Source organism: Nonomuraea sp. NEAU-A123, from assembly GCF_018603905.1.
In the GTDB taxonomy this organism is placed as follows: Bacteria; Actinomycetota; Actinomycetes; order Streptosporangiales; family Streptosporangiaceae; genus Nonomuraea.
In genome coordinates this window covers 841,349-861,172 of the sequence record NZ_JAHFZZ010000002.1, presented here as the reverse complement: position 1 = coordinate 861,172, position 19,824 = coordinate 841,349, and the positions used below count along the sequence as shown (strand labels likewise).

24 protein-coding genes are annotated in these 19,824 nt (G+C 70.9%); 13 read left to right on the top strand and 11 right to left on the bottom strand.

The features are described 5' to 3' along the window. Positions 1-35: 35 nt before the first annotated feature. From KLK06_RS08085 to KLK06_RS08055, 7 genes are read left to right on the top strand one after another with little or no spacing between them, the layout of a single operon-like run. A complete protein-coding gene (locus KLK06_RS08085; RefSeq protein ID WP_214634655.1) occupies positions 36-548 on the top strand; it encodes a flavin reductase family protein in 513 nt (170 codons plus the stop codon). Between the two features lie 14 nt (positions 549-562). Beyond that, a complete protein-coding gene (locus KLK06_RS08080) occupies positions 563-1,474 on the top strand; it encodes a glutathione S-transferase C-terminal domain-containing protein (RefSeq protein ID WP_308168145.1) in 912 nt (303 codons plus the stop codon). After that, positions 1,471-2,790, top strand: coding sequence for an NtaA/DmoA family FMN-dependent monooxygenase (locus tag KLK06_RS08075; protein ID WP_214634654.1), 1,320 nt, complete (start codon positions 1,471-1,473; stop codon positions 2,788-2,790). The genes KLK06_RS08080 and KLK06_RS08075 overlap by 4 nt, the downstream gene beginning before the upstream one ends. Beyond that, positions 2,787-3,953 carry an LLM class flavin-dependent oxidoreductase gene (locus tag KLK06_RS08070; RefSeq protein ID WP_214634653.1) on the top strand — a complete coding sequence of 389 codons (1,167 nt, stop codon included), beginning with the start codon at positions 2,787-2,789 and terminating at the stop codon, positions 3,951-3,953. Before KLK06_RS08075 ends, KLK06_RS08070 begins: the two co-directional genes overlap by 4 nt. A 53-nt stretch (positions 3,954-4,006) precedes the next feature. Further along, complete coding sequence (locus KLK06_RS08065) at positions 4,007-4,168, top strand: hypothetical protein (RefSeq protein WP_214634652.1); 162 nt, start codon at positions 4,007-4,009, stop codon at positions 4,166-4,168. Continuing rightward, entirely contained in the window at positions 4,165-4,785 is a 621-nt protein-coding gene (locus tag KLK06_RS08060) for a VOC family protein (RefSeq protein WP_214634651.1), read from the top strand. Before KLK06_RS08065 ends, KLK06_RS08060 begins: the two co-directional genes overlap by 4 nt. Before the next feature lie 16 nt (positions 4,786-4,801). Then, complete coding sequence (locus KLK06_RS08055) at positions 4,802-5,344, top strand: OsmC family protein (RefSeq protein ID WP_214634650.1); 543 nt, start codon at positions 4,802-4,804, stop codon at positions 5,342-5,344. Positions 5,345-5,431: 87 nt separating this feature from the next. Here KLK06_RS08055 and KLK06_RS08050 read toward each other — a convergent pair whose 3' ends face one another. Continuing rightward, a complete protein-coding gene (locus tag KLK06_RS08050) occupies positions 5,432-5,887 on the bottom strand; it encodes a TetR/AcrR family transcriptional regulator (protein ID WP_214634649.1) in 456 nt (151 codons plus the stop codon). Here KLK06_RS08050 and KLK06_RS08045 point away from each other — a divergent pair. Continuing rightward, positions 5,886-6,251 carry a hypothetical protein gene (locus KLK06_RS08045; RefSeq protein WP_214634648.1) on the top strand — a complete coding sequence of 122 codons (366 nt, stop codon included), beginning with the start codon at positions 5,886-5,888 and terminating at the stop codon, positions 6,249-6,251. The two genes, KLK06_RS08050 and KLK06_RS08045, sit on opposite strands and share 2 nt — an antisense overlap. A gap of 33 nt (positions 6,252-6,284) precedes the next feature. Here KLK06_RS08045 and KLK06_RS08040 read toward each other — a convergent pair whose 3' ends face one another. The 5 genes from KLK06_RS08040 to KLK06_RS08020 are packed head-to-tail and all read right to left on the bottom strand — an operon-like array spanning position 6,285 to position 11,095. Then, positions 6,285-7,055, bottom strand: a complete 771-nt coding sequence (locus KLK06_RS08040) for an ABC transporter ATP-binding protein (RefSeq protein ID WP_214634647.1) — start codon at positions 7,053-7,055, stop codon at positions 6,285-6,287. Beyond that, the gene (locus KLK06_RS08035; RefSeq protein WP_250904978.1) at positions 7,052-7,843 is read right to left on the bottom strand and encodes an ABC transporter ATP-binding protein; all 792 of its coding nucleotides are present in this window, start codon (positions 7,841-7,843) and stop codon (positions 7,052-7,054) included. Before KLK06_RS08035 ends, KLK06_RS08040 begins: the two co-directional genes overlap by 4 nt. After that, positions 7,840-8,634 carry an ABC transporter permease gene (locus KLK06_RS08030; protein ID WP_214634646.1) on the bottom strand — a complete coding sequence of 265 codons (795 nt, stop codon included), beginning with the start codon at positions 8,632-8,634 and terminating at the stop codon, positions 7,840-7,842. The genes KLK06_RS08035 and KLK06_RS08030 overlap by 4 nt, the downstream gene beginning before the upstream one ends. Then, a complete protein-coding gene (locus KLK06_RS08025) occupies positions 8,631-9,590 on the bottom strand; it encodes an ABC transporter permease (RefSeq protein WP_214634645.1) in 960 nt (319 codons plus the stop codon). The genes KLK06_RS08030 and KLK06_RS08025 overlap by 4 nt, the downstream gene beginning before the upstream one ends. Then, positions 9,590-11,095, bottom strand: coding sequence for an ABC transporter substrate-binding protein (locus KLK06_RS08020; RefSeq protein ID WP_214634644.1), 1,506 nt, complete (start codon positions 11,093-11,095; stop codon positions 9,590-9,592). Before KLK06_RS08020 ends, KLK06_RS08025 begins: the two co-directional genes overlap by 1 nt. 188 nt (positions 11,096-11,283) lie before the next feature. Between KLK06_RS08020 and KLK06_RS08015 the strand changes: the two genes are divergently transcribed. The 5 genes from KLK06_RS08015 to KLK06_RS07995 are packed head-to-tail and all read left to right on the top strand — an operon-like array spanning position 11,284 to position 15,846. Further along, positions 11,284-12,150 carry an amino acid ABC transporter permease gene (locus KLK06_RS08015; RefSeq protein WP_214634643.1) on the top strand — a complete coding sequence of 289 codons (867 nt, stop codon included), beginning with the start codon at positions 11,284-11,286 and terminating at the stop codon, positions 12,148-12,150. Positions 12,151-12,155: 5 nt separating this feature from the next. Then, positions 12,156-12,908, top strand: coding sequence for an amino acid ABC transporter ATP-binding protein (locus KLK06_RS08010; protein ID WP_214634753.1), 753 nt, complete (start codon positions 12,156-12,158; stop codon positions 12,906-12,908). A gap of 55 nt (positions 12,909-12,963) precedes the next feature. Then, positions 12,964-13,941 carry an ABC transporter substrate-binding protein gene (locus KLK06_RS08005; protein ID WP_214634642.1) on the top strand — a complete coding sequence of 326 codons (978 nt, stop codon included), beginning with the start codon at positions 12,964-12,966 and terminating at the stop codon, positions 13,939-13,941. Then, positions 13,938-14,423, top strand: coding sequence for a GNAT family N-acetyltransferase (locus KLK06_RS08000; protein ID WP_214634641.1), 486 nt, complete (start codon positions 13,938-13,940; stop codon positions 14,421-14,423). The genes KLK06_RS08005 and KLK06_RS08000 overlap by 4 nt, the downstream gene beginning before the upstream one ends. Then, positions 14,410-15,846: an MFS transporter gene (locus KLK06_RS07995; protein ID WP_214634640.1), complete on the top strand. Its 1,437-nt coding sequence runs from the start codon at positions 14,410-14,412 to the stop codon at positions 15,844-15,846. Before KLK06_RS08000 ends, KLK06_RS07995 begins: the two co-directional genes overlap by 14 nt. A gap of 27 nt (positions 15,847-15,873) precedes the next feature. Here the strand turns inward: KLK06_RS07995 and KLK06_RS07990 are convergent, their stop codons facing one another. The 5 genes from KLK06_RS07990 to KLK06_RS61345 are packed head-to-tail and all read right to left on the bottom strand — an operon-like array spanning position 15,874 to position 19,810. Further along, complete coding sequence (locus tag KLK06_RS07990) at positions 15,874-16,893, bottom strand: LLM class flavin-dependent oxidoreductase (protein WP_214634639.1); 1,020 nt, start codon at positions 16,891-16,893, stop codon at positions 15,874-15,876. Between the two features lie 5 nt (positions 16,894-16,898). Next, positions 16,899-17,804: an ABC transporter substrate-binding protein gene (locus KLK06_RS07985; protein ID WP_214634638.1), complete on the bottom strand. Its 906-nt coding sequence runs from the start codon at positions 17,802-17,804 to the stop codon at positions 16,899-16,901. Next, positions 17,801-18,904: an LLM class flavin-dependent oxidoreductase gene (locus KLK06_RS07980; protein ID WP_214634637.1), complete on the bottom strand. Its 1,104-nt coding sequence runs from the start codon at positions 18,902-18,904 to the stop codon at positions 17,801-17,803. The genes KLK06_RS07985 and KLK06_RS07980 overlap by 4 nt, the downstream gene beginning before the upstream one ends. Beyond that, the gene (locus KLK06_RS07975; RefSeq protein WP_214634636.1) at positions 18,894-19,685 is read right to left on the bottom strand and encodes an LLM class flavin-dependent oxidoreductase; all 792 of its coding nucleotides are present in this window, start codon (positions 19,683-19,685) and stop codon (positions 18,894-18,896) included. The genes KLK06_RS07980 and KLK06_RS07975 overlap by 11 nt, the downstream gene beginning before the upstream one ends. Next, positions 19,685-19,810, bottom strand: coding sequence for a hypothetical protein (locus KLK06_RS61345; protein ID WP_284734900.1), 126 nt, complete (start codon positions 19,808-19,810; stop codon positions 19,685-19,687). Before KLK06_RS61345 ends, KLK06_RS07975 begins: the two co-directional genes overlap by 1 nt. Between the last annotated feature and the right edge of the window lie 14 nt (positions 19,811-19,824).

Genomic DNA, 19,824 nt, shown 5'->3' with positions numbered 1-19,824 from the left:
CCCGCTGACCGCCCGCACCGGAACGGGGCACCCGCATGACTGACACACTGCCCGATCGGGCCGTCGCGGCCGACCAGTTCAAGCGGGCGCTCGCCGTGCACGCCAGCGGGGTCGTGATTATCACCGCGCAGAGCGACGGCATTCCCGTGGGCCTCACCGCCACGTCCTTCTCCTCGGTCAGCCTCGAGCCGCCCTTGGTCTCCTTCTACGTGGACCGTTCCTCGACCACCTGGCCCCAGCTGAGCGGCGCCGACCACTTCGCGGTCAACATCCTGACCAGCGACCAGGCCGACCTGGCGGCCCGCTTCGCCCGCAAGAGCATCGACCGGTTCGCCGCGCCCACCCGCTGGCGCCCCGGACCGCTGGGCGCTCCGTTGCTGCAGGACGTCTCGGCGCACCTTGTCTGCCTGCCCTACGAGCGGGCCGTGGTCGGCGACCACATCCTGGTGGTCGGCCTGGTCGCCGAGGCGGACGTGCAGCGGCCCGGCCGACCGCTGCTCTACCACCAGGGCCGCTTCGGCCGCTTCCTGGCCCACCCCGACTCCTGAACCCCGGAGGACCCGTGTCCATCTCCACGCAGACGGCGGTCTACGCGACCCCTGTCGACCATGTCACGTACGGCCACTACGGCCCGGGCCGCCTGCACCTGTCGCCGGACTGGAACCGCCCGGTCTACCCGTTCCAGGGCCGGGTCACGGCCGACGGCTCCAGCGGCTTCCGCGCCGAACCCGGCCGCTACCACCTCTACGTCGCCTGGGTCTGCCCGTACGCTCACCGCGCCGCCATCGTCCGCAAGCTCAAAGGACTGGAAGACGTGGTCACGCTGTCCTACGTGGACGACGAGCGCGACGGCCGAGGCTGGGCGTTCAGGAAACGCCGGGGCCACGACCCCGTCAACGGCTTCACCCTGCTGGAGCAGGGCTACGAGGCGACCGAGAAGGGGTACGGCGGCCACATCTCGGTCCCCGTCCTCTGGGACCGGCGGACCGGCGCGATCGTCAGCAACAACTTCCCCGACATCACGATCGACCTGGCCACCCAGTTCGAACAGTGGGCCGACACCTCCGTCGACCTCTACCCCGACGAGCTGCGCCCGGAGATCAACAAGCTGAACGGGTGGATCTACTTCGACGTCAACGCCGGAGTCTCCCGTGTGGCCCGCGCCGCTTCCGAGGACGAGCGCGAGCAGGAGCGCCACCGGGTCGTCTCCGCGCTGGAGCGGCTGGACGAACGTCTGGCCGAGCGGCGGTTCCTGACCGGCGACACGATCACCGAGGCGGACGTGCGGCTGTGGGTGACGCTGGCCAGGTTCGACTCCGGTGACAACCGCGGCCATCTCATCAGCGAGCGGGAGCTTTCCGACTTCGAACACCTTTGGCCGTACGCCCGCGATCTCTACCAGCGCCCCGCCTTCCGGGAGACGACCGAGGGCCTGCCGGCGACGTGGGACGCATCGCACGGGCGGGGGATATGACGCGCAAGCAGGTCCACTTGGCCGCCCACTTCCCCGGCGTGAACAACACCACGGTCTGGACCGATCCCCGCTCCGGCAGCCAGATCGACTTCGCCTCGTTCGTCCATCTGGCCAGGACGGCCGAGCGGGGCAAGCTCGACTTCTTCTTCCTGGCCGAGGGGCTGCGGCTGCGCGAGCTCAAGGGCCGCATCCACGACCTCGATGTGGCCGGCCGGCCGGAGGCGCTCACCGTGCTCGGCGCCCTGGCCGCGGTGACCGACCGGCTCGGGCTCGCCGGGACCGTCAACGCCACCTTCAACGAGCCGTACGAGCTGGCCAGGCGCCTGTCCACGCTGGACCATCTGAGCGAGGGCCGGGCCGGGTGGAACGTGGTGACCACCTCCGACGCCTTCACCGGCGAGAACTTCCGCCGCGGCGGTTTCCTCAACCGCGCCGACCGGTACAAGAGGGCGGGCGAGTTCCTCCGCCTGGCGCGCGAGCTGTGGGACTCTTGGCACCCGGACGCGATCGCCGCCGACCCCGAGACCGGCACCTTCGTCCGGCCGGGCGCTATTGGAACGGTCGAGCACTCCGGCGAGCACTTCACGGTCCAGGGCCGGTTCACCCTGCCGCGTAGCCCGCAGGGACGCCCCGTGATCATCCAGGCGGGCGACTCCGACGAGGGCCGCGAGTTCGCCGCCGCCAACGCCGACGTGATCTTCACCCCGCACGGCAAGCTGGAGGACGGCAAGCGCTTCTACGCCGACGTCAAACGCCGCCTGGCCAAGTACGGCCGCGAGCCCCACCAGCTCAAGATCATGCCCGGCGTGACGTTCGCGCTGGGTGACACCGAGGAGGACGCGGCCGAGAACGCCGCCTACATCCGCTGCCAGCAGGTCGGGCCGCAGACCGCGACCGCGTTCCTGGAGCAGGTGTGGGGTCGTGACATGTCGGCCTACGACCCGGAAGGCCCACTGCCGGACGTCGAGCCGGACCTGTCGGAAGGCGTCTCCCAGGGACGGGTGCCGATCAAGGACCGCGGGGACGTGGCCGCCAAGTGGCGGGCACTGGCCGAGGAGAAGGGGCTGTCGATCCGCGAGCTGGTCATCGAGGTGACGGGGCGGCAGACGTTCATCGGCACCCCCGAGACCGTGGCCCGGCTCATCGACGAGCACGTGCAGGCTGACGCCGCCGACGGGTTCATCCTCGTCCCTCACCTGACGCCCGGCGGGCTGGACGAGTTCGTGGACCGGGTGGTGCCGCTGCTGCAGGAGCGCGGCGCCTTCCGTACCGACTACACCGGCACCACCCTCCGTGACCATCTGGAGCTCTCATGACGTTGCACCTGGCCGTGGCCCTGGACGGCGCGGGCTGGCACCCCGCCGCCTGGCGCGAGTCCCCGGCGGACGTCTTTTCCGCCCGCCACTGGGCGGGACTCGTGGCCGAGGCCGAGCAAGGGCTGCTCGACTTCGTCACCATCGAGGACGCGCTCGGCCTGCAGTCCACTCTGCCCGACGCGCCCGACGACCGGAACGACCAGGTGCGGGGCCGCTTCGACGCCGTGCTGCTCGCGGCCCGGCTGGCCCCGCTCACCAGCCGGATCGGTCTGGTGCCGACGGCCACCACCACGCACACCGAGCCCTTCCACGTGGCCATCGGCATCGCCACCCTTGACCACGTCAGCCAGGGCCGGGCCGGTTGGCGGCCGCAGATCTCCCCGCGCGCCTCCGAGGCGCGGCACTTCGGCCGTAGGGAGTTCCCACCCCTGGACCTGGTCCTGAACCGGCCGGGCGGCGTGGACCTGTCCGGAGATCCGCACGTGCGCGACCTGTTCGCCGAGGCCGCCGACGCGGTTGAGGTGGCGCGGCGGCTCTGGGACAGCTGGGAGGACGACGCCGAGATCCGCGACCTGGCCACCGGCCGGTTCATCGATCGGGACAAGCTCCACTACGCCGACTTCGCTGGGCGGTTCTTCTCGGTGAAGGGCCCGTCGATCACGCCGCGCCCGCCGCAGGGGCAGCCGGTCGTGACCGCGCTGGCGCACGCGCGGCTGCCGTACGAGTTCGCCGCGAGCAGTGCCGACATCGTGTACGTCACGCCGCACTCGGCCGAGCAGGCGCGCGACATCGTCGAGGAGATCCGAGGGCTGTCCGCGGAGCTGAAGATCTTCGCCGACCTGGTCGTCTTCCTGGGGGAGGACGCGGCCCGGCGCAAGGCGCGCCTGGACGAACTGGACGGGGCCGAACTCGTCTCCGACGCCGCGATCTTCACCGGCACCGTCCGGGAACTCGCCGACCTGCTGCTGGAATGGCGGCGGGCGGGCATCCAGGGATTCCGGCTGCGGCCGGGCGCACTGCCGTACGACCTGGCGCAGATCGCCCGCGGCCTTACGGTCGAGCTGCGGGAACGCGGGGTGTTCCGGCACGAGTACGAGGCCGCCACCCTGCGCGGGCTGCTCGGCCTGCCACGCCCGGCCAGCCGCTACGCGGATTTGTCGTGAAATTATTCTCTACTATTTAGGTAGGTTATAGTGGCTTTGAGTCGCAAGCGTTGATGAAAGGGCAGTGCCCTCATAACCAGATCACCGACAAGCTGACCTGGCAGAACCCGCAGATGCTGGAGATCGAGCCGTGGATCGCCACGAGGTGGGACCATCCACGCCGCCGCGTTCTTCATGCTCTCGGCCTGCGAACCACCGTGAAGGCGGACCAGTGACAGAACCACAGCTCGACCACCTCGTTTACGCGGTGCCCGACCTCGCCGCGGGAGTCGCCGAGTTCGCCGAGCGAACCGGAGTCCGCCCGGTGGCCGGAGGCAGCCATCCTGGAGGCACCGCCAATCACCTCGTCCGGTTCGGCCCCGGCTCCTACCTGGAGATCATCGGGCCCGACCCCGAGGCGTCCGTACGGCCGCGGGCCTTCGGCCTGGAAACTCTCACCGAGCCGCGGCTCGCCGCCTGGGCCGTACGCCCGCACGACTTGGACAAGGCGGTGCGGCAGGCCCGCGAGCAGGACTACGACCCCGGCGACGTACACCCCCTGTCCAGACGCACCCCGGCAGGCGAGCTGCTGGAGTGGCGGCTCACCCGGCGTGCGGACCCGGCGGCGGTCAGGCCGGTGCCGTTCCTCATCGACTGGGGCGCCACCCCCCACCCCGCGGACTCGGACCTGCCCCTGGTGGGCCTGACCTCCTTCTCCGCCGTACACCCGGCCCCGGACGCGCTGCGGCGCGACCTGGCCGCTCTCGGCGTCCGGCTCGACATCTCACAAGGACCCGAAGCGGTGCTGCGCGCCGTGATCGACACTCCACTCGGCCCCGTGACCCTGCGCTGACCAGGAAGAGAAGACCATGAGCACCCTACGCGAGTACCTGTCGCACAAGCGCACGGCCCTGCTGGCCCGCCGGGAGGCGCCCGCCGCCGGGCCGGTCCCGCTGCACGCCCACGTCACCGCCGAGGGCCGCAGCGGAATCCGGCGCGTCAGGATCCGGGACTTCCAGATCATCAGCGACAGCGGCCCCGACTTCGCCGGCTACGACCTCGGCCCCACCTCCCCCGAACTCCAGGCCGGTGTGCTCGGCAGTTGCGTCACCCACATCTTCCTCATCAAGGCGGCCGAACTGGCGGTGCCGATCGACGCGCTCGAGGTGGACGTGCACGCCGAGTACGACCCTCGAGCCCAGCAGCCGGGCGACGGTGACATCCCGGTCTACCCGCACAACTTCCGCTACGAGGTGCTGATCGACTCGCCTGCCGCGGATGAGGAACTGGCCAGACTGCATGCCGAGGTCGAGCGGGTATGCCCGATACTCAACCTGATCCGCAACCCACAGCCGGTCAGTGGAACGGTGGTCCGGACCCGACGAAGCTCAGCAGCCGTCGCGCATTCGTAGCTGAAGTCTGGGATCTGCACTACGGCAACATCCTCGCCGGGCAACGGGAACCATGGTCGGCCATCGACCAACCGTTCCGTTGTCCCGCTACGGGGCGGGCGCTTTGAGCCCGTCGAGCATGACCGTGGTGAGGGGGTCGTCGGCGCGGGCGCCGGGGCGGCAGATGGCGACGTTGAGCAGCCCGATGACCTGCTCCGGCGTGAGGTCGCGACGCAGGCTGCCCTCCTGCTGCGCCTGCTCGACGATGGTCCCCAGCGGACTGTCGATCTCCCGGACGAGCCCCTGGCGCGCGTCCGACTGCGGCGAGGCCTCCGGCAGCGAGCTGAGCAGCGCCAGGGGCCGCCCGGCGCAGTGGCGCACCATGCTCAGCAGCACCTCCCAGCGCGGCACTTGCTCGGCCGCGCCGGCCCGAAGGTGGTCGCGCAGGGCCGTCAGCGTGCTCTGCGCGATCTCCTCGATCGCCGCGCGGTCCGCGGACCCGGCCGCGGAGCGGATGCGGGAGATCATCGTGGCGGTCCTGGAGGCATACACGGACCAGGTCATGCAGCTGATGTTCCGGCCGGGCTCCGGTCTTCCGTTCGCCGAGGTGCCGAAGGGGCCGGACAGCCCGTTCCACGCGATCGTGGTCGAGGTGGAGAACGTCGTCCGGGCCGGCATCGCGCGCGGGGAGTTCCGCGACGTCGGCGATGTGCACCTCACGGTGGAGCTGCTGTCCGGTGTCATGCGCGCGGGCGCCGAACGCATCGGCCGGGACCCGGACGCCTTCGCGGCCACGGTCCGCGCGGCACAAGAGATCGTCCTCGCGTCTCTGGTCCGCCGCCCGGGTGAGGGTCCGTCGGCCGGTCTTGAGCACGCACGTCATGCCGCTGCTGATCGGCCGGCGGCGCCGGGGGTAATTGGGCGGTGAGAGCGCTGTTGCGGGCGATCTGGGGGTAGCCGTTCATCGCCCTTCACCGGGCGGGCCGGAGCTCCGGCGCAGCCGTGGCACGCTCGCGACGAGCCGGCGTGTGTGGGGATGGCGGGGCGAGCCGAGTACGTCGGCGCTCGGCCCCCGCTCCACGATCCGCCCCCGGTCGAGTACGGCGATCTCGTCGCACAGGGCGGCGACCACGGCCAGGTCGTGCGAGACCATCACCACCGTCAGGTCTCTGGCGGTGTTCAGCTCGCGCAGCAACTCCACCAGGCGCACGCGGGTGGTGACGTCCAGCGCGCTGACCGGCTCGTCGGCCAGCAAGATCCGCGGCTCACACACGATGGCCCTGGCGATCGCGATGCGCTGCCGCTGTCCGCCGGAGAACTCATGCGGATAGCGGCGGGCGGCGTCCGCGGGCAGGCCGACCGCCCGCAGCGTCTGCGCCACCCGGTCGCCGATCTCGTCGCGGGCGCCGATCCGCATCGCGCGCAGCGGCTCCGACACGATGCGGTCCACACGTTGCCGGGGATCCAGCGACGAGTACGGATCCTGGAACACCGGCTGGACGCTGCGCCGGAACTCGCGGTCCGGGCGCAGGGAACGGCCGTCGAAGAGCACCTCGCCGCTGCTGGGCCTGGCCAGGCCCAGCAGCAGCCGCAGCAGCGTCGTCTTGCCCGCGCCCGACTCGCCCACCAGCGCCAGGTTGCGCCCCGGCGACACGGCGACCGAGACGTCGGAGAGCACAGGCGCCCCGCCTCGGTACGCGAACCCGACCGACCGGGTCTCCAGGATGGTCACGGCGCCAGCCGATCGAGCTCGGCCTCGAACTCCCACGCGCTGTGTACCAGCGAGCGCGTGTAGGTGTGCCGCGGCTCCTTCACGATGTCCTCCGTCCTTCCCGACTCCACCACCGCGCCGTCCCTGAGCACGATCAACCGGTCCGCCACGCCGGCGACCACGGCGAGGTCGTGGCCGATGAACAGCAGCGCCATCCCCTTCTCGGCGACCAGGCCGTCGAGCAGCGCAAGTACTTCGGCCTGCACGCTCACGTCGAGCGCCGTGGTCGGCTCGTCGGCGATCAGCAGGTCCGGCTCGCAGGCCAGCGCCATGGCGATGGCCGCGCGCTGCCGCTGGCCGCCGGAGACCTCGTGCGGGTACGCGCTCGCGATCCGTTCCGGCAGGCGTACCTCCTCCAGCGCCGCCAGGACGGCGGCCCGCAACGCCGCGCCCCGCAGTCCGCGCCGGCGCCGGAGGGGCCCGGCGATCTGCCTGCCGATGCGCATTAGCGGGTCCAGCGCCATGAGTGGCTCCTGGAACACCGCGCTCACGGCCCGGCCGCGGACGCGGTCCAGCCGCCGGTCCGCCGCGCCGACGACCTGCGTACCGGACACCAGCACGCTGCCATGGGCGGTCAGGCCCGCCGGAAGCAGGCTCAGAATGGCCAGCGCGGTCAGCGACTTGCCCGAGCCGGATTCGCCGATCAGGCCCAGCCGCTCGCCGCGCGCCAGCGTGAACGACAGGCCGTGGAGCAGCTCGTGGCCGTCGGCCTGGCGTACCGACAGGTCATCGACGTCCAGCAGCGTCATCGGCTCCTCCCCGGTGCGAGGTCGCGCAGGCCGTCGGCGACCAGGTTCACGCCGACGACGAGCACGACCAGCAGAATGCCCGGCGCGATGGCGCCGACCGGCGCGGTGAGCACGGTGGCCTGCGCCTCGTGCAGCAGCCGGCCCCAGGAGGCGTTCGGCGGGGGCGGGCCGAGGCCGAGGTAGGACAGCGACGCCTCGGCCAGCACCGCCAGGCCGAACTGGAGGGCCAGGTTGACCAGGAGCGTCGGCCAGATGTTCGGCAGCACGTGCTCGACGATCACCCGGGGCCATGAGCTGCCTGATGTGCGGGCCGCCGTGATGTAGTCCTGCGCGAGCACCCGTTTGACCAGGATCCTGGTCAAACGGGCCACCACCGCCGACATGGCCAGCCCGATCGCCAGCACCGCCGAGCCGAGCGACGCCTCGCGCACCGCCACCACCAGCATGGCCAGCAGCAGCGTCGGAAAGGCGATGAGCGCGTCGAGCGCCGCCGCCAGCGCGTCGTCCAGCCACCGCGTCGCGAATCCGGCGGCCAGCCCCGCCGCCACCCCGAGCACACCCCCGAGCAGTACGGACCCGGCCCCGGCCGTCAGTGCGATGCGGGCGCCGATCATGAGGTGGGTGAGCAGATCTCGGCCCAGCTTGTCGGTGCCCAGCAGGTGCGCGCCGCCCGGCGGGACCAGCCGGGCGCCCGAGGTGTCGGCCGGATCGTACGGCAGCCACACCAGCGACACGGCGGCCAAGGCGAGCACCACCCCGACCAGGACGCAGCCCGCGACGAACCCCTTCACGGCCGCCCCAGCCGGGTGCGCAGGCGGGGATCGACCAGGCGTTGCGCGATGTCGGCGGCGAACCCGATCACCAGGACCGCCAGCGTGCTGACCGCGAGCACGCCCTGGATCACCGGATAGTCGTGCTCGGCGATGCCCTCGACCAGCAGGGCGCCGAGCCCCGGCAGCGCGAACACGCTCTCCACCACCACCGCGCCGAGGAACGTGGTGGCCAGCTCGATGCCGAGGATCGAGATGACGGGCGCCGCCGCGTTGCGCAGGCCGTGCCGCCACATGGCGCCGGCGAACGACTCGCCCAGCGCCCGCGCGGTACGCATATGGTCGCTGCCCAGCACCTCCAGCGTCGCCGAGCGGACGTACCTGATGAGCGAGGCCGACATGACCAGCGCGATGGCGACGACCGGCAGCACCAGCGCCGCCAGCGCGCGACCCGGCTCGGCCCAGTCCTCGCGCGGGAACCCACCGGCCGGCAGCAGCCGCAGGCGCAGCGCGAACACCGTCACCAGCAGCATGCCGATCCAGAACACCGGCACCGCGATGCCGAGCTGCGCGAACCCGCTGAGCAGCGGCCCGTACCAGCGCTCGGCCCGACGGGCGGTCAGGAAACCGACCGGCACCGCCACCACCACGGCCAGGACGAAGGCCAGCAGCGTCAGCGGCACGGTGACCGCCAGCCGGGCGGCGATCTCGCCGCCGACCGGCAGCCTGCTGACGTAGGAGGTGCCGAGATCGAGCCGGACGAGCCCGCCCAGCCACGCGGCGTACTGCTCGGGCAGCGTCAGGTCCGAGCCGGTCTGGCGGCGCGCCGCCGCGATCTGCTCCGGCGTCGCGCCCATGGGCAGCAACGCGTTCGACGGATCGCCGGGCAGCAGCCGCAGCAGCACGAACAGCAGCGAAGCCGCCAGCAGCAGCGAACCGAGCAGGAAGGCGGTGCGGCGCAGCAGGTAGCGCGCCATCAGCCCTTTTTGATCCCGTACGCGGAGAACTGCGAGTTCAGGCCGTTGACCGGGTAGCCCGACAGCTTCGAGGAGGCCACGACGATCTGCGGATACAGGTAGAGCCAGTCGCTGGCCGCGTCCTCGGCGATCTGCCTGTTGGCCTTCTTCAGCAGCCCGGTCTGCTCCTCGGCGGTCTTCGCCTGCTCCGCCTGCTTGATCCAGTCGGTGACCTGCTTGTTGTCGTAACCCCAGTAGAAGTCCGGATTGCCGTACCAGACCACGTCGCGGTCGTTGACGTGCTCCTGCAAGGTGGCGGCGAAGTCGTGGTTCTTGAACACCTTGCTGTACCACTCGTCGGCGGTGATCACGTTGATGTCGACGGTGATGCCGACCTTGGCCAGCTCGCTCTTGATGAACGTGGCCGCCGTCGGGTGCGGGTCGTAGTTGGGCGTGTCGAGGGTGAAGCGGAAGCCCTTGGCGTACCCGGCCTCTGCGAGCTGCCGCTTGGCCAGCTCCACGTCGTACGGGTCGATCGTGGTCAGGTCCTCGTACCACGGGTCCGTGGGCGGCACCATCGAGCCGATCAGGCTGCCGTGGCCCGCCCAGATCGACTCCAGCAGCTTGGCGTCGTCGATCGCGGAGGAGACGGCCTTGCGCACCAGCGGCTTGTCGAACGGCGCCTTCCTGTCGTTGAAGGCGAGCAGCAGTTTGGTCGTGGAGTGGCCCTCGCTGACCTTGTAGTCGGCGTTGCCGGTGAACTGGCCCAGCGCGTCCGGGCTCTGCTCGCTGGTGACGATGTCCACGGCGCCGGTCAGCAACGCGTTGTTGAGCGCGGTGGCCTCGGTGAAGTAGTGGAACACCACGCCGCCGTTGGCCGGCCGCGGCCCCCAGTAGCCGGGGAAGGGCTCGAGGCTGAGCGTGGAGCCGCGCTTCCAGACCCCCAGTTTGTACGGTCCCGTGCCGTCTTCGCTCGTCGCCAGGTCCTTGGCGTCGGCGTTGACGATCCACACGTAGCTGAGGTTGTACACCAGGGAGATCGACCTGCTCGCCAGCGTGACCACCACGGTGCGGTCGTCGGGCGCGGCCACGGACTTGATCACCTCGAGCTGGCTCTTGCGCGCCGACTGGGAGTCCTCGGCGGTGACCCGCTCGATGCTGTGCTTCACGTCCGCGGAGGTCAGCGCCTTGCCCGAGTGGAACTTCACGCCCTGGCGCAGCTTGAAGGTGTAGGTGAGGCCGTCGTCGGACACCTCCTGGCTCTCCGCCAGGAGGTTCTCCACCTTGCCCGCGTCGGTGAGCTTGAACAGGCCCTCGTAGACGTTGCCGTTCAACGCCTCCGTCACGCCTTGGCCGCCGCCGCCCGTGTTGTCGAGGTTCTGCGGTTCGTACTGGGAACCGATCTCGATCGTGGCGTCGGCCGTGCCGCTGCTCGGGCTCTTCTGGGGCGCGGCCGCCGGGTCCGATCCGCATGCGGCGAGAGCGAGGGCCAATGCGACCGCGACTCCGGCGAACTTCCTGGTCAACGTGACTCCTGAGCAGAGCGGCCACCACGCGGGGGCGCTTCTATGTATATCCAGTAGGTAAAGCTGAGGGTTGGGCATAAGGATAACATGTAATTCATGTAGGAAATGTTGACTTAGTCGGCATCGGCTTTTAGCTTCGTGGTCATGAGCCAGATCTCTCCGGCCTTACCCCTGATCGGGGAGGGGCCGTGACGCTCCCCGAGGCTCCGGCGCCACCTCGCCAGGACGAGGAGCGGCCAGGAGAAGTCGTCACGGCCCGTCATCCGCTGCGGTGGGTGGCCGCAGCCTGCGTGCTCGTCGTGCTGGCCATGGTCGCCAGCGCCCTGATCACCAACCCCGCCTGGGAGTGGGAGATCGTCGGCCAGTACCTGTTCGCCCCGTCGGTGGTGCGCTCGGTCGTGCTCACGCTGGAGCTGACCGCGCTGGGCATCGCACTGGGCTTCGCGCTCGGCACGGTGCTGGCCCTGATGCGGCTCTCGGCCAACCGGCTGCTGTCGTCGGTGGCCTGGGCGTACGTCTGGCTGTTCCGGTCGGTCCCGCTCATTCTGCAGCTGCTGTTCTGGTACAACCTCGCACTGCTCTACCCCCGGCTGTCGGTGGGGGTGCCGTTCGGGCCGGAGTTCTTCGACTTCGGGACCATGGACCTCATCTCACCGCTGACCGCGGCGGCGCTCGGGCTGGCGCTCCACCAGGCCGCGTACGCCGCCGAGATCGTCCGCGGTGGCCTGCTGTCGGTGGACCACGGGCAGCGGGAGGCGGCGGCCGCCCTGGGGCTGCCCCCGGCGCGGCGGCTGTTCAGGATCATCCTGCCCCAGGCCATGCGGACGATCGTGCCCAACGCCGGCAACGAGATCATCGGCCTGGTCAAGGGCACGTCGGTGGTGTACATCATGGCGCTGCCCGAGCTCTTCTACCAGGTGCAGGTGATCTACAACCGCAACGGCAGGGTCATGGCGCTGTTGCTGGTCGCGGCCATCTGGTATCTGATCCTCACCACTGCCCTGTCGATCGTCCAGTACTACGTGGAACGCCACTACGGCAGGGGACGCGCGTGAATCCCATGGTGGAGCTGCGCGGCGTGCACAAGAGCTTCGGCTCCCTGCATGTGCTGCGTGGGGTGGACCTGGAGGTTCGCCAGGGCCAGGTGCTGGTGATCGTGGGTCCGTCGGGGTCGGGGAAGTCCACGCTGCTGCGTACGATCAACCACCTGGAGAAGGTGGACCGCGGCTCGGTCCGGGTGGACGGGCGGCTGCTCGGCTACCGCCAGAGCGGCCACCGCCTGCACGAGTTGCCCGAACGCGAGGTGCTGCGGCAGCGCACCCAGATCGGGTTCGTCTTCCAGGCGTTCAACCTGTTCCCGCACCTCACCGTCAAGCAGAACCTCATGGAGGCGCCGCTGTCGGCCCAGCGCCGGTCGCGCGCCGAGGTCGAGCCGATGGCCGAACGCCTGCTGGCCCGGGTGGGCCTGGCGGACAAGGCCGGCGCCTATCCTCGTACGCTGTCCGGCGGCCAGCAGCAGCGCGTCGCCATCGCCAGGGCGCTGGCGCTGGAGCCCAAGCTGCTGCTGTTCGACGAGCCGACCTCCGCGCTGGACCCTGAGCTGGTAGGCGAGGTGCTGGACGTCATCAAGGACCTCGCCCGCGGCGGCACCACGATGATCGTGGTCACCCATGAGATCGGCTTCGCCCGCGAGGTGGCCGACACCGTGGCCTTCATGGACGCCGGCCGCATCGTCGAGCTCGGCCCGCCCGCCCGGCTTCTGGACGTCCCCGCCCACGAACGCACCCGCGCCTTCCTCAGCAAGGTTCTCTGACCCGGCAAGGCTCTCCGACTCGGCAAGGTTCTCTGACCCGGTAAGGACATACGACATGCGCGCATCGCTCGCGCGGGCCCTCGCCGTGCCCGCGCTCCTCCTCCTGACCGCCGCCTGCGGCGCCGAACCCGACGTCACCGCCCCGTCGGCCACCACGGCTCCCGTGGTGGCCGGCAAGAAGATTAACCTTGGCCCGGAGCAGAACCGGGTACGCGCACAGAAGGTAGACGCCATCGCGGCCCAAGTGCCGAAGGACATCGCCGCCGACGGCAAGCTGACCGTCGGCTACAGCGGCACCAGCTCGCCGCCGCTGGTGTTCCCCGCCACAGACGACACCACGCTGATCGGCGTCGAGACCGACCTCGCCCAGCTCGTGGCCGACGTGCTCGGCCTGGAGATATCTCCGCAGACCAGCTCCTGGGAGAACCTCTTCCTGGCCGTGAAGTCCGGTAAGTACGAGATCGTGGTCAACAACGTCACGGTCACCGAGGAACGCAAGGACACCTACGACTTCGCGACATACCGGATCGACCAGCTCGGCTGGCAGGTCCCCGACAACAGCCCGATCAAGCAGATCGCCAAGCCCGCCGACATCGCCGGGCTGCGCGTCTCGGTGGGCTCCGGCACGAACCAGGAGAAGATCCTGCTCGACTGGGACGAGCAGAACAAGGCCGCCGGGCTGAAACCGGTCGAGATCCTCTACTACGAGAAGTACGGCGACGTGCTGCTGGGGCTCAAGTCCGGCCGCGTCCAGGCGTACTTCGGCCCGAACCCGTCGATCGCCTACAACATCGCCGTCAGCGGCGGATCCAGGATCGTCGGCACGTACTCCGGCGCCGGGCCGGACCTGCAGGGACTCATCGCGGTCATGACCAAGAAGGACAACGGCCTGGTCAAGCCGCTCAACGAGGCGCTCAACACGGTGATCGGGGACGGCAGGTACAAGGAGGTACTCGAACGCTGGGGACTGGCCAACGAGGCGATCCCCCGGTCGCAGATCAACCCGCCCGGGCTACCCCGGCAGAAGTCGTGAGCGAACTCGCCGCCGAGGTGCGTCTCGTCCCTATGTCGGACCCGGCCGCCGAACCGCTGCTGGCCGGGCTGCACCTGGAGTACACCTCTCGCTACGGCTCCAACGACGAGCTCGCGAGGTATCCGGAGGCCGAGTTCGCGCCGCCGCACGGCGCGTTCCTGATCGTGGTGTGCGGCGGCGAGACCGTGGCGGGCGGCGCCTTCCGCCGCTACGACGCGGCGACCGCCGAGCTCAAGCGCGTCTGGACGCACCCGCGTCGCCGGGGAACCGGGCTCGGCCGCCTCGTCGTGCGCGAGTTGGAGCGCGAGGCGGTGCGCCGAGGGTACCGCCGGATCCACCTGACCACCGGGCCACGCCAGCCTGAGGCCGTGCGCCTCTACCTGGCCAGCGGGTACGAGCCGCAGTTCGACGTGGCCGACCCGCCGACCGCGGGCCCGCTGGCCTTCGCCAGGACACTGACCGCGCGGCATGAGCGAAACTGAGCCGGCCACGTGCCCGCCGGAGTCGACCAGGAGCTTCGACCCCGCCGGGCGCCGGGTGCTGGTCGTCTGCGCCGCAGGCGGATTCACCACCTTGCTCGACCAATCCGTGCTGAACATCGCCATCCCGGCGCTGCGCGACTCGCTGCACGCGGACGTCACGCAGGTGCAGTGGATGGTGGCCGGATACTCCCTGGCCTTCGGTCTCGCCCTCGTGCCCGGCGGGCGACTCGGCGACATCCGGGGCAGGAAGCCGTTCTTCCTCGCCGGAATGGCGATCTTCACGGTGGGAGCGGCGCTGGCCGGATCGTCCCCTCACCCGTGGGCGCTCGTCGTGGCGCGGCTGCTCCAAGGGCTCGGCGGCGGGCTGGTCAACTCCCAGATGATCGGCACGATTCAGGACGTGTTCACCGGCCACGCCAGGACGCGCGCCCTCGGCCTGTACGCGGTGACCGGCGGCGTGGCGGGTGGGCTCGGGCCGCCGCTCGGCGGGGCCGTCATCGCAGCCGCGGGACCCGGCGTGGGCTGGCGGGTCGTCCTCCTCCTCGCGGTGCCGTTCGGTCTGGTCACGCTGATGCTCGCGGCCCGTCACCTGCCTCCGGCGCGCGGTCGCGTGGGCTCGCCGGACCTCGACGTCGTCGGCCTGCTGCTGATGGGCGGCCTGACGGTGGCGATGATGCTGCCGTTCGTCCAGCCCTCGGCCGGCTCGGCCTGGGGTCTCTGGGCCGCCACAGTGTGTGTGCTGGCCGGGGCGTTCGTGTTGTGGCAGCGGCGCTACGCGCGTTCCGGTCGTCGGCCGCTGGTGCATCCGGCGCTGATGCGTTCGCTGCCGTTCGCGTCGGGGGCGGTGACGGCGATGGGATATTTCGGCTCCGGGCTGGCGTCGACGCTGGTCCTGGCCATGTTCCTGCAGGAGGGCCTCGGGCTGTCGGCGATCGCGGCGGCGGCCGTCACGCTGCCCTCCGCGGCGGCCATGGCGGCGAGCTCCGCGCTGGCCTGGCGCGTGGCGCGGCGCTTCGGCCGCCACACGGTCTCGGTGGGGCTCGCGCTGTCGGCCTGTGCCATGCTGGCCAGCGGCCTCGCCGGGCTGCTCGCGCCTCGGGCCGGCCAGCCCCTGCTGCTGGGGGTGTGCGCCATGTGCGCCGGCGCCGCCTCCGGGCTGGTCATCTCGCCGCTCCAGGCGTCGGTGCTCCAGCACGCGCCGGCGGAGGCGGCCGGAGTGGCGGGCGGCATTCTCCAGATGGCGCAGCGCATCTCGGCCGCGATCTGTATTTCGGCGGTGTCGGGCGTCTACCTGAACGCTTCCGAGGCCGGCGGGTACGGCCCGGCGTACCTGCACGCGGCGCTCGCCTGCGCGGGGGTCGCCGCCTGCGCGATGATCGTCTCGCTCCTCGGGATCCGGACGGCCGCGGCGGCGAGAAGGTGAGCCCGTCCCACCCCTGACGGCCGCTCTCTAGGGACGGGGCCGCCAGCCCAGCTCAGGGCCGAGGCGGGTGGCGATGTCGGTGAGGATCTGTACGTAGTCCTCATGCTCGAACGTGAACGGCAGCGCGAACGCGACCTCGTCGATCTCCTGGAAGGCGGCATGGGCGTAGAGCCGTTCGGCGATCTCGGCGGAGTCGCCGACGAGATCGGGCGCGAACATCATCCGCGCCGGCCCCTGGGGTGTGGCGGTCCTGGGCGTGCGCTTCTCGGCGTACTCCTTGTACCTGGCGCGCTGCTCGGACGAGGCGGTGTCGGTGGGGATGACCACGAGGCCCTGGGAGACGCGGGCGCGGTCGCCGTCGGGGTGGTGCGCGCGGAACTCCCGTATGTGGGAGAGCTGGATCTCGGCGAACTGCTCGGACTGCTCCGCCTTCACGACGCTGCTGGTCAGGAAGTTCATGGCGTTCTCGCCCGCCCACCGGGCCGAGCGCAGGCTGCCGCCGCCGTACCACATCCGGCTGCCGAGGCCGGGGGAGTGAGGCTGGACCCGATGGGAGAAGACCTCGAAGCCTTCGACCCCGCTGAAGTCGGTGGCCGGCTCGCCGCGGACGAAGCTCAGCAGCCGTCGCACGCGTTCATAGCCGAAGTCCTCGAGGTCGCCGGTGTCGGGATAGAGCGCCTCCTTGACCTGGTCGTAGTGCATCGGCGGGCCGACGCTGACGCCCGGGTTGAGCCGGCCTCCGGACAGGACGTCCACCGTCGCCAGGTCCTCGGCCAGACGCAGCGGATTCTCCCATCCCACGGGGATGACCGCGGTGCCCAGCTCGATGCGGCTGGTCCGCTGTGAGGCCGCCGCCAGAACGGCGACCGGAGAGGAGATGCCGTACTGCAGATGGCGGTGCCGCACCCACGCGCTGTCGAAACCCAGCCGCTCACCCAGCTCGATGACGCCAAGCGTCGACTCGTGGCCGCGGCCGGGATCAGCCTCGTCGAACAGCCCGATCGTGAGGAAACCCAGCTTGCGCAACGGTTGCGAGGGCAGCGGCATATGCGTTACTCCTTCGGCTGCTTTCCGGAAGAATTATGGTATTCAACGATTTCGCCGATTTCGGGGAGTACGGCGTCCGCTACGGTGATCTTCCGCTGGATCAGCCCGTTGGCGTGGAACAGGTCGGCGGCGTGCTGTTGCTCGGCGACGAACTCCTCCCCCACCGGATGCAGGCCCCACGGCCGGGTGCGCAGCGCGTGCTCCCACGCGTCGAGGTCGCCGTCGAACAGGGCCGCCGCCTCGCGCGGGTGTTCCTCAGTCCACCGGTCGGCCCGCTGCAGCGCGGCGACGATCCTGGCCAGCTCCTCGGGCTGCTCCCGCGCGAAGTCGCGGCGGGTGAACCACAGGGAGCGGTGGCTGAACAGCCCGTCTGTCTCCACGAGGGTCCTGGTGCGCGATTCGACCGGCGTCAGGTACGGATACGAGCCCACCCAGGCGTCCACGTCACCGTTGACCAGCAGTTCGGCGGCGTTGCCGTAGGCGTCGACGGGGACGATGTCGCCCCAGCCGAGCCCGGCCCGCTCCAGTGCCAGCAACAGCAGGGTGGTCTGCCACGAGCCGTGGCCGAGCGCGACCCTCTTGCCCTTCAGCTCCTCCACCGAGCCGATCGGCGAGTCCTCCCGGACCACCAGGCGGCCGTTCTCGACGCGGGGCCCGGAGATCGCCACGTACACGATGTCGTGCCCCTTGGCCTGGGCGGTGACCGGGGGCGTGGAGCCGGTGCCGATGAAGTCGTACCCGCCGTCGAACAGGTGGTCGCCGTGCGCGGACGGGAGGGCTTTGGTGGGATCGACCCGCTCGCCCCGGCCCAGGGCGTTCAGGTCCACCCACTCCACATCGGGCAGCAGGTCACGGTGGCGGGCCACCCACAGCGTGTTGTTCTGCGGGAAGAATCCGACTCGGGTGGTCATGAGGTGCGTCCTTTCAAGAGCGGCAGCACGTGGCGGCCCACACGGCGGGCCTCTTCGAGATGAGGGACCCCGGCCAGGATGAAGGCGTCCACGCCGAGGTCGAGAAGCTGGTCGAGGCGTTCGGCCACCTGGTGGTAGTCGCCGACCAGGCCGAAGGCGGGGCCGTCGCGGAGCGCGCTGAACCCGCCCCACACGTTCGGCGCGACCTCCAAGCCGCGGTAGTCGTCACCCGCCTCGGCGAGGAAGGAGCGACTGCGCCGCACACCGACCGAGTCGCCCCGCCCGGCGTGACCCTCCTCGGCGGCGCGGGCCTGCCAGCCCTGCCTGATCTCCTCCCACGCCTCCTCCTCGCTCTCGCGGGCGAGCAGGTCCACGCGGACGGCGAACCGGGGCGGGGTGTCGCTGTGCGCGCGCACGGCGTCGAACTTCTCCGCCAGCGCTTCGAACGGCTCCAGCCACGACAGGTAGTAGTCGGCGTGCCGGCCGGCGGCGTCGATGGCGGCGGGGGAGGAGCCGGAGAAGAAGATCTCCGGGAACGGCTGCCCCGCCAGTTCCTCGGGCAGTCCCGCGTCCTCGACCTGGTAGAAGCGGCCGTGGTGGGTGTGGCCGCCCTCCCAGACGCCCTTGAGCACGTCCAGGAACTCGGAGGTACGGGCGTAGCGGTCGTCGTGGTCCACCTTGTCGCCCCACCACAGCTGCGCGGGACCGCCGCCGCCGGAGATGACGTTGTAGACGATCCGGCCCCCGGTCGCCTGCTGGAGCGTGGCCGTCATCCGGGCGGCCTGGACCGGATGCAGGAAGCCTGGCTGGAAGGCGACCATGAACCGGTAGGAGGTGGTCTCGCGGGCCAGCGTCGCGGCGGCCGCCCAGGGGTCGTCGGTGTGCGGGAAGTTCGGCAGCAGCCCGCCGACGAAGCCCGACTCCTCGGCGGCCCTGGCCACCTCGGCCATGTAGTCGGCGTGGCTGTAGCCGTCGTCCAGGCCGTCTCGCGTGCCGGGCGCGGTGCCGCCGGGGGTGAAGCCGCCGCGGCTGCGGACCCGGCGGCGCAGCGAGGGCTGGTCACCCTCCATGTGGATGCGCCAGTAGATGTCAACCGGCAAGAGCCCGCTCCTTCACATGCTCGCCGAGGTGGTAGACGTCCTCGGTCTGGACGAAGAACTCGGTGACACCCTGCGCGGCGTACTCGCCGACGGCGTCGAGGGATGACAGGCGCAGGCCGTACCGCAGACCGGGCAACTCGGGGATCAGCGTGCCCAGATCGTCGTCGGCGGAGAAGACGTGCACGTCCGCGTGGCGCCGTGACAGGGCCAGAGCCCGCGGCGAGGTCCCCGACAGGTACACCTCCGGGAAGGGCGGCGCCGACAGCGGCGGCGCGAAGCCACCCCCCGCCACCTCGTAGAAGTCGCCACGGAAGTCGAAGGTGCCCTGCCCGACGCCCTTGGCGACGGTCAGGAACTCCTCCGCACGGGCGTAACGGTCGTCGCCGGTCAGGAAGTCGCCCTGCGCCCTGGCCACGCCCGGGTCCAGGTCCACCGCCACCTGCCAGCCGAGGCGGCCGGCGGCGAACCGCTGCAGGGAGGCCGAGAGCTTGGCCGCGTAGACGGGCGTGGCGACGCCGGGGTGGAACTCGGCGACGACGCGCAGGTGGCGGGTGCGGCGCAGGACGTTCGCCGCGACGGTCAGTGACTCCTGCCCGCCGGGGTCGAAGGGCACCAGCGCGCCGGCGAGCCCGGCCAGGTCGGCGGCCACGGCGGTCCGCCCGGCCGGGTCGGCGAGCGCGGGGCGCACGTCGCTGACGAAGGCGGGCAACTCCGCACGGACGGGGCTCCTCGTGGGCAGGATCACATGGAAGCGGGACGGGCTGGTGGTGTCGCGCGCCATCACGCCACCGCCGCCACGGGCAGCTCTCCCAGGAGCGCGTCGATGCGCGGGCGCAGCGCCTCGGCGGGCAGGCGACCGGTACGTGAGGCGGCGGAGGGGCTCCCCGAGATGAACAAGACGGTCATGTCAGATCTTTCCT

What these genes read in the sequence shown, in the direction of transcription:
- KLK06_RS08085 (WP_214634655.1), top strand. Translation starts at nt 36, where the DNA reads ATGACTGACACACTGCCCGATCGGGCCGTCGCGGCCGACCAGTTCAAG.
- KLK06_RS08075 (WP_214634654.1), top strand. Translation starts at nt 1,471, where the DNA reads ATGACGCGCAAGCAGGTCCACTTGGCCGCCCACTTCCCCGGCGTGAAC.
- KLK06_RS08070 (WP_214634653.1), top strand. Translation starts at nt 2,787, where the DNA reads ATGACGTTGCACCTGGCCGTGGCCCTGGACGGCGCGGGCTGGCACCCC.
- KLK06_RS08065 (WP_214634652.1), top strand. Translation starts at nt 4,007, where the DNA reads ATGAAAGGGCAGTGCCCTCATAACCAGATCACCGACAAGCTGACCTGG.
- KLK06_RS08055 (WP_214634650.1), top strand. Translation starts at nt 4,802, where the DNA reads ATGAGCACCCTACGCGAGTACCTGTCGCACAAGCGCACGGCCCTGCTG.
- KLK06_RS08045 (WP_214634648.1), top strand. Translation starts at nt 5,886, where the DNA reads ATGCAGCTGATGTTCCGGCCGGGCTCCGGTCTTCCGTTCGCCGAGGTG.
- KLK06_RS08050 (WP_214634649.1), bottom strand. Translation starts at nt 5,887, where the DNA reads ATGACCTGGTCCGTGTATGCCTCCAGGACCGCCACGATGATCTCCCGC.
- KLK06_RS08035 (WP_250904978.1), bottom strand. Translation starts at nt 7,843, where the DNA reads ATGACGCTGCTGGACGTCGATGACCTGTCGGTACGCCAGGCCGACGGC.
- KLK06_RS08025 (WP_214634645.1), bottom strand. Translation starts at nt 9,590, where the DNA reads ATGGCGCGCTACCTGCTGCGCCGCACCGCCTTCCTGCTCGGTTCGCTG.
- KLK06_RS08010 (WP_214634753.1), top strand. Translation starts at nt 12,156, where the DNA reads ATGGTGGAGCTGCGCGGCGTGCACAAGAGCTTCGGCTCCCTGCATGTG.
- KLK06_RS08005 (WP_214634642.1), top strand. Translation starts at nt 12,964, where the DNA reads ATGCGCGCATCGCTCGCGCGGGCCCTCGCCGTGCCCGCGCTCCTCCTC.
- KLK06_RS07995 (WP_214634640.1), top strand. Translation starts at nt 14,410, where the DNA reads ATGAGCGAAACTGAGCCGGCCACGTGCCCGCCGGAGTCGACCAGGAGC.
- KLK06_RS07990 (WP_214634639.1), bottom strand. Translation starts at nt 16,893, where the DNA reads ATGCCGCTGCCCTCGCAACCGTTGCGCAAGCTGGGTTTCCTCACGATC.
- KLK06_RS07985 (WP_214634638.1), bottom strand. Translation starts at nt 17,804, where the DNA reads ATGACCACCCGAGTCGGATTCTTCCCGCAGAACAACACGCTGTGGGTG.
- KLK06_RS07975 (WP_214634636.1), bottom strand. Translation starts at nt 19,685, where the DNA reads ATGGCGCGCGACACCACCAGCCCGTCCCGCTTCCATGTGATCCTGCCC.
- KLK06_RS61345 (WP_284734900.1), bottom strand. Translation starts at nt 19,810, where the DNA reads ATGACCGTCTTGTTCATCTCGGGGAGCCCCTCCGCCGCCTCACGTACC.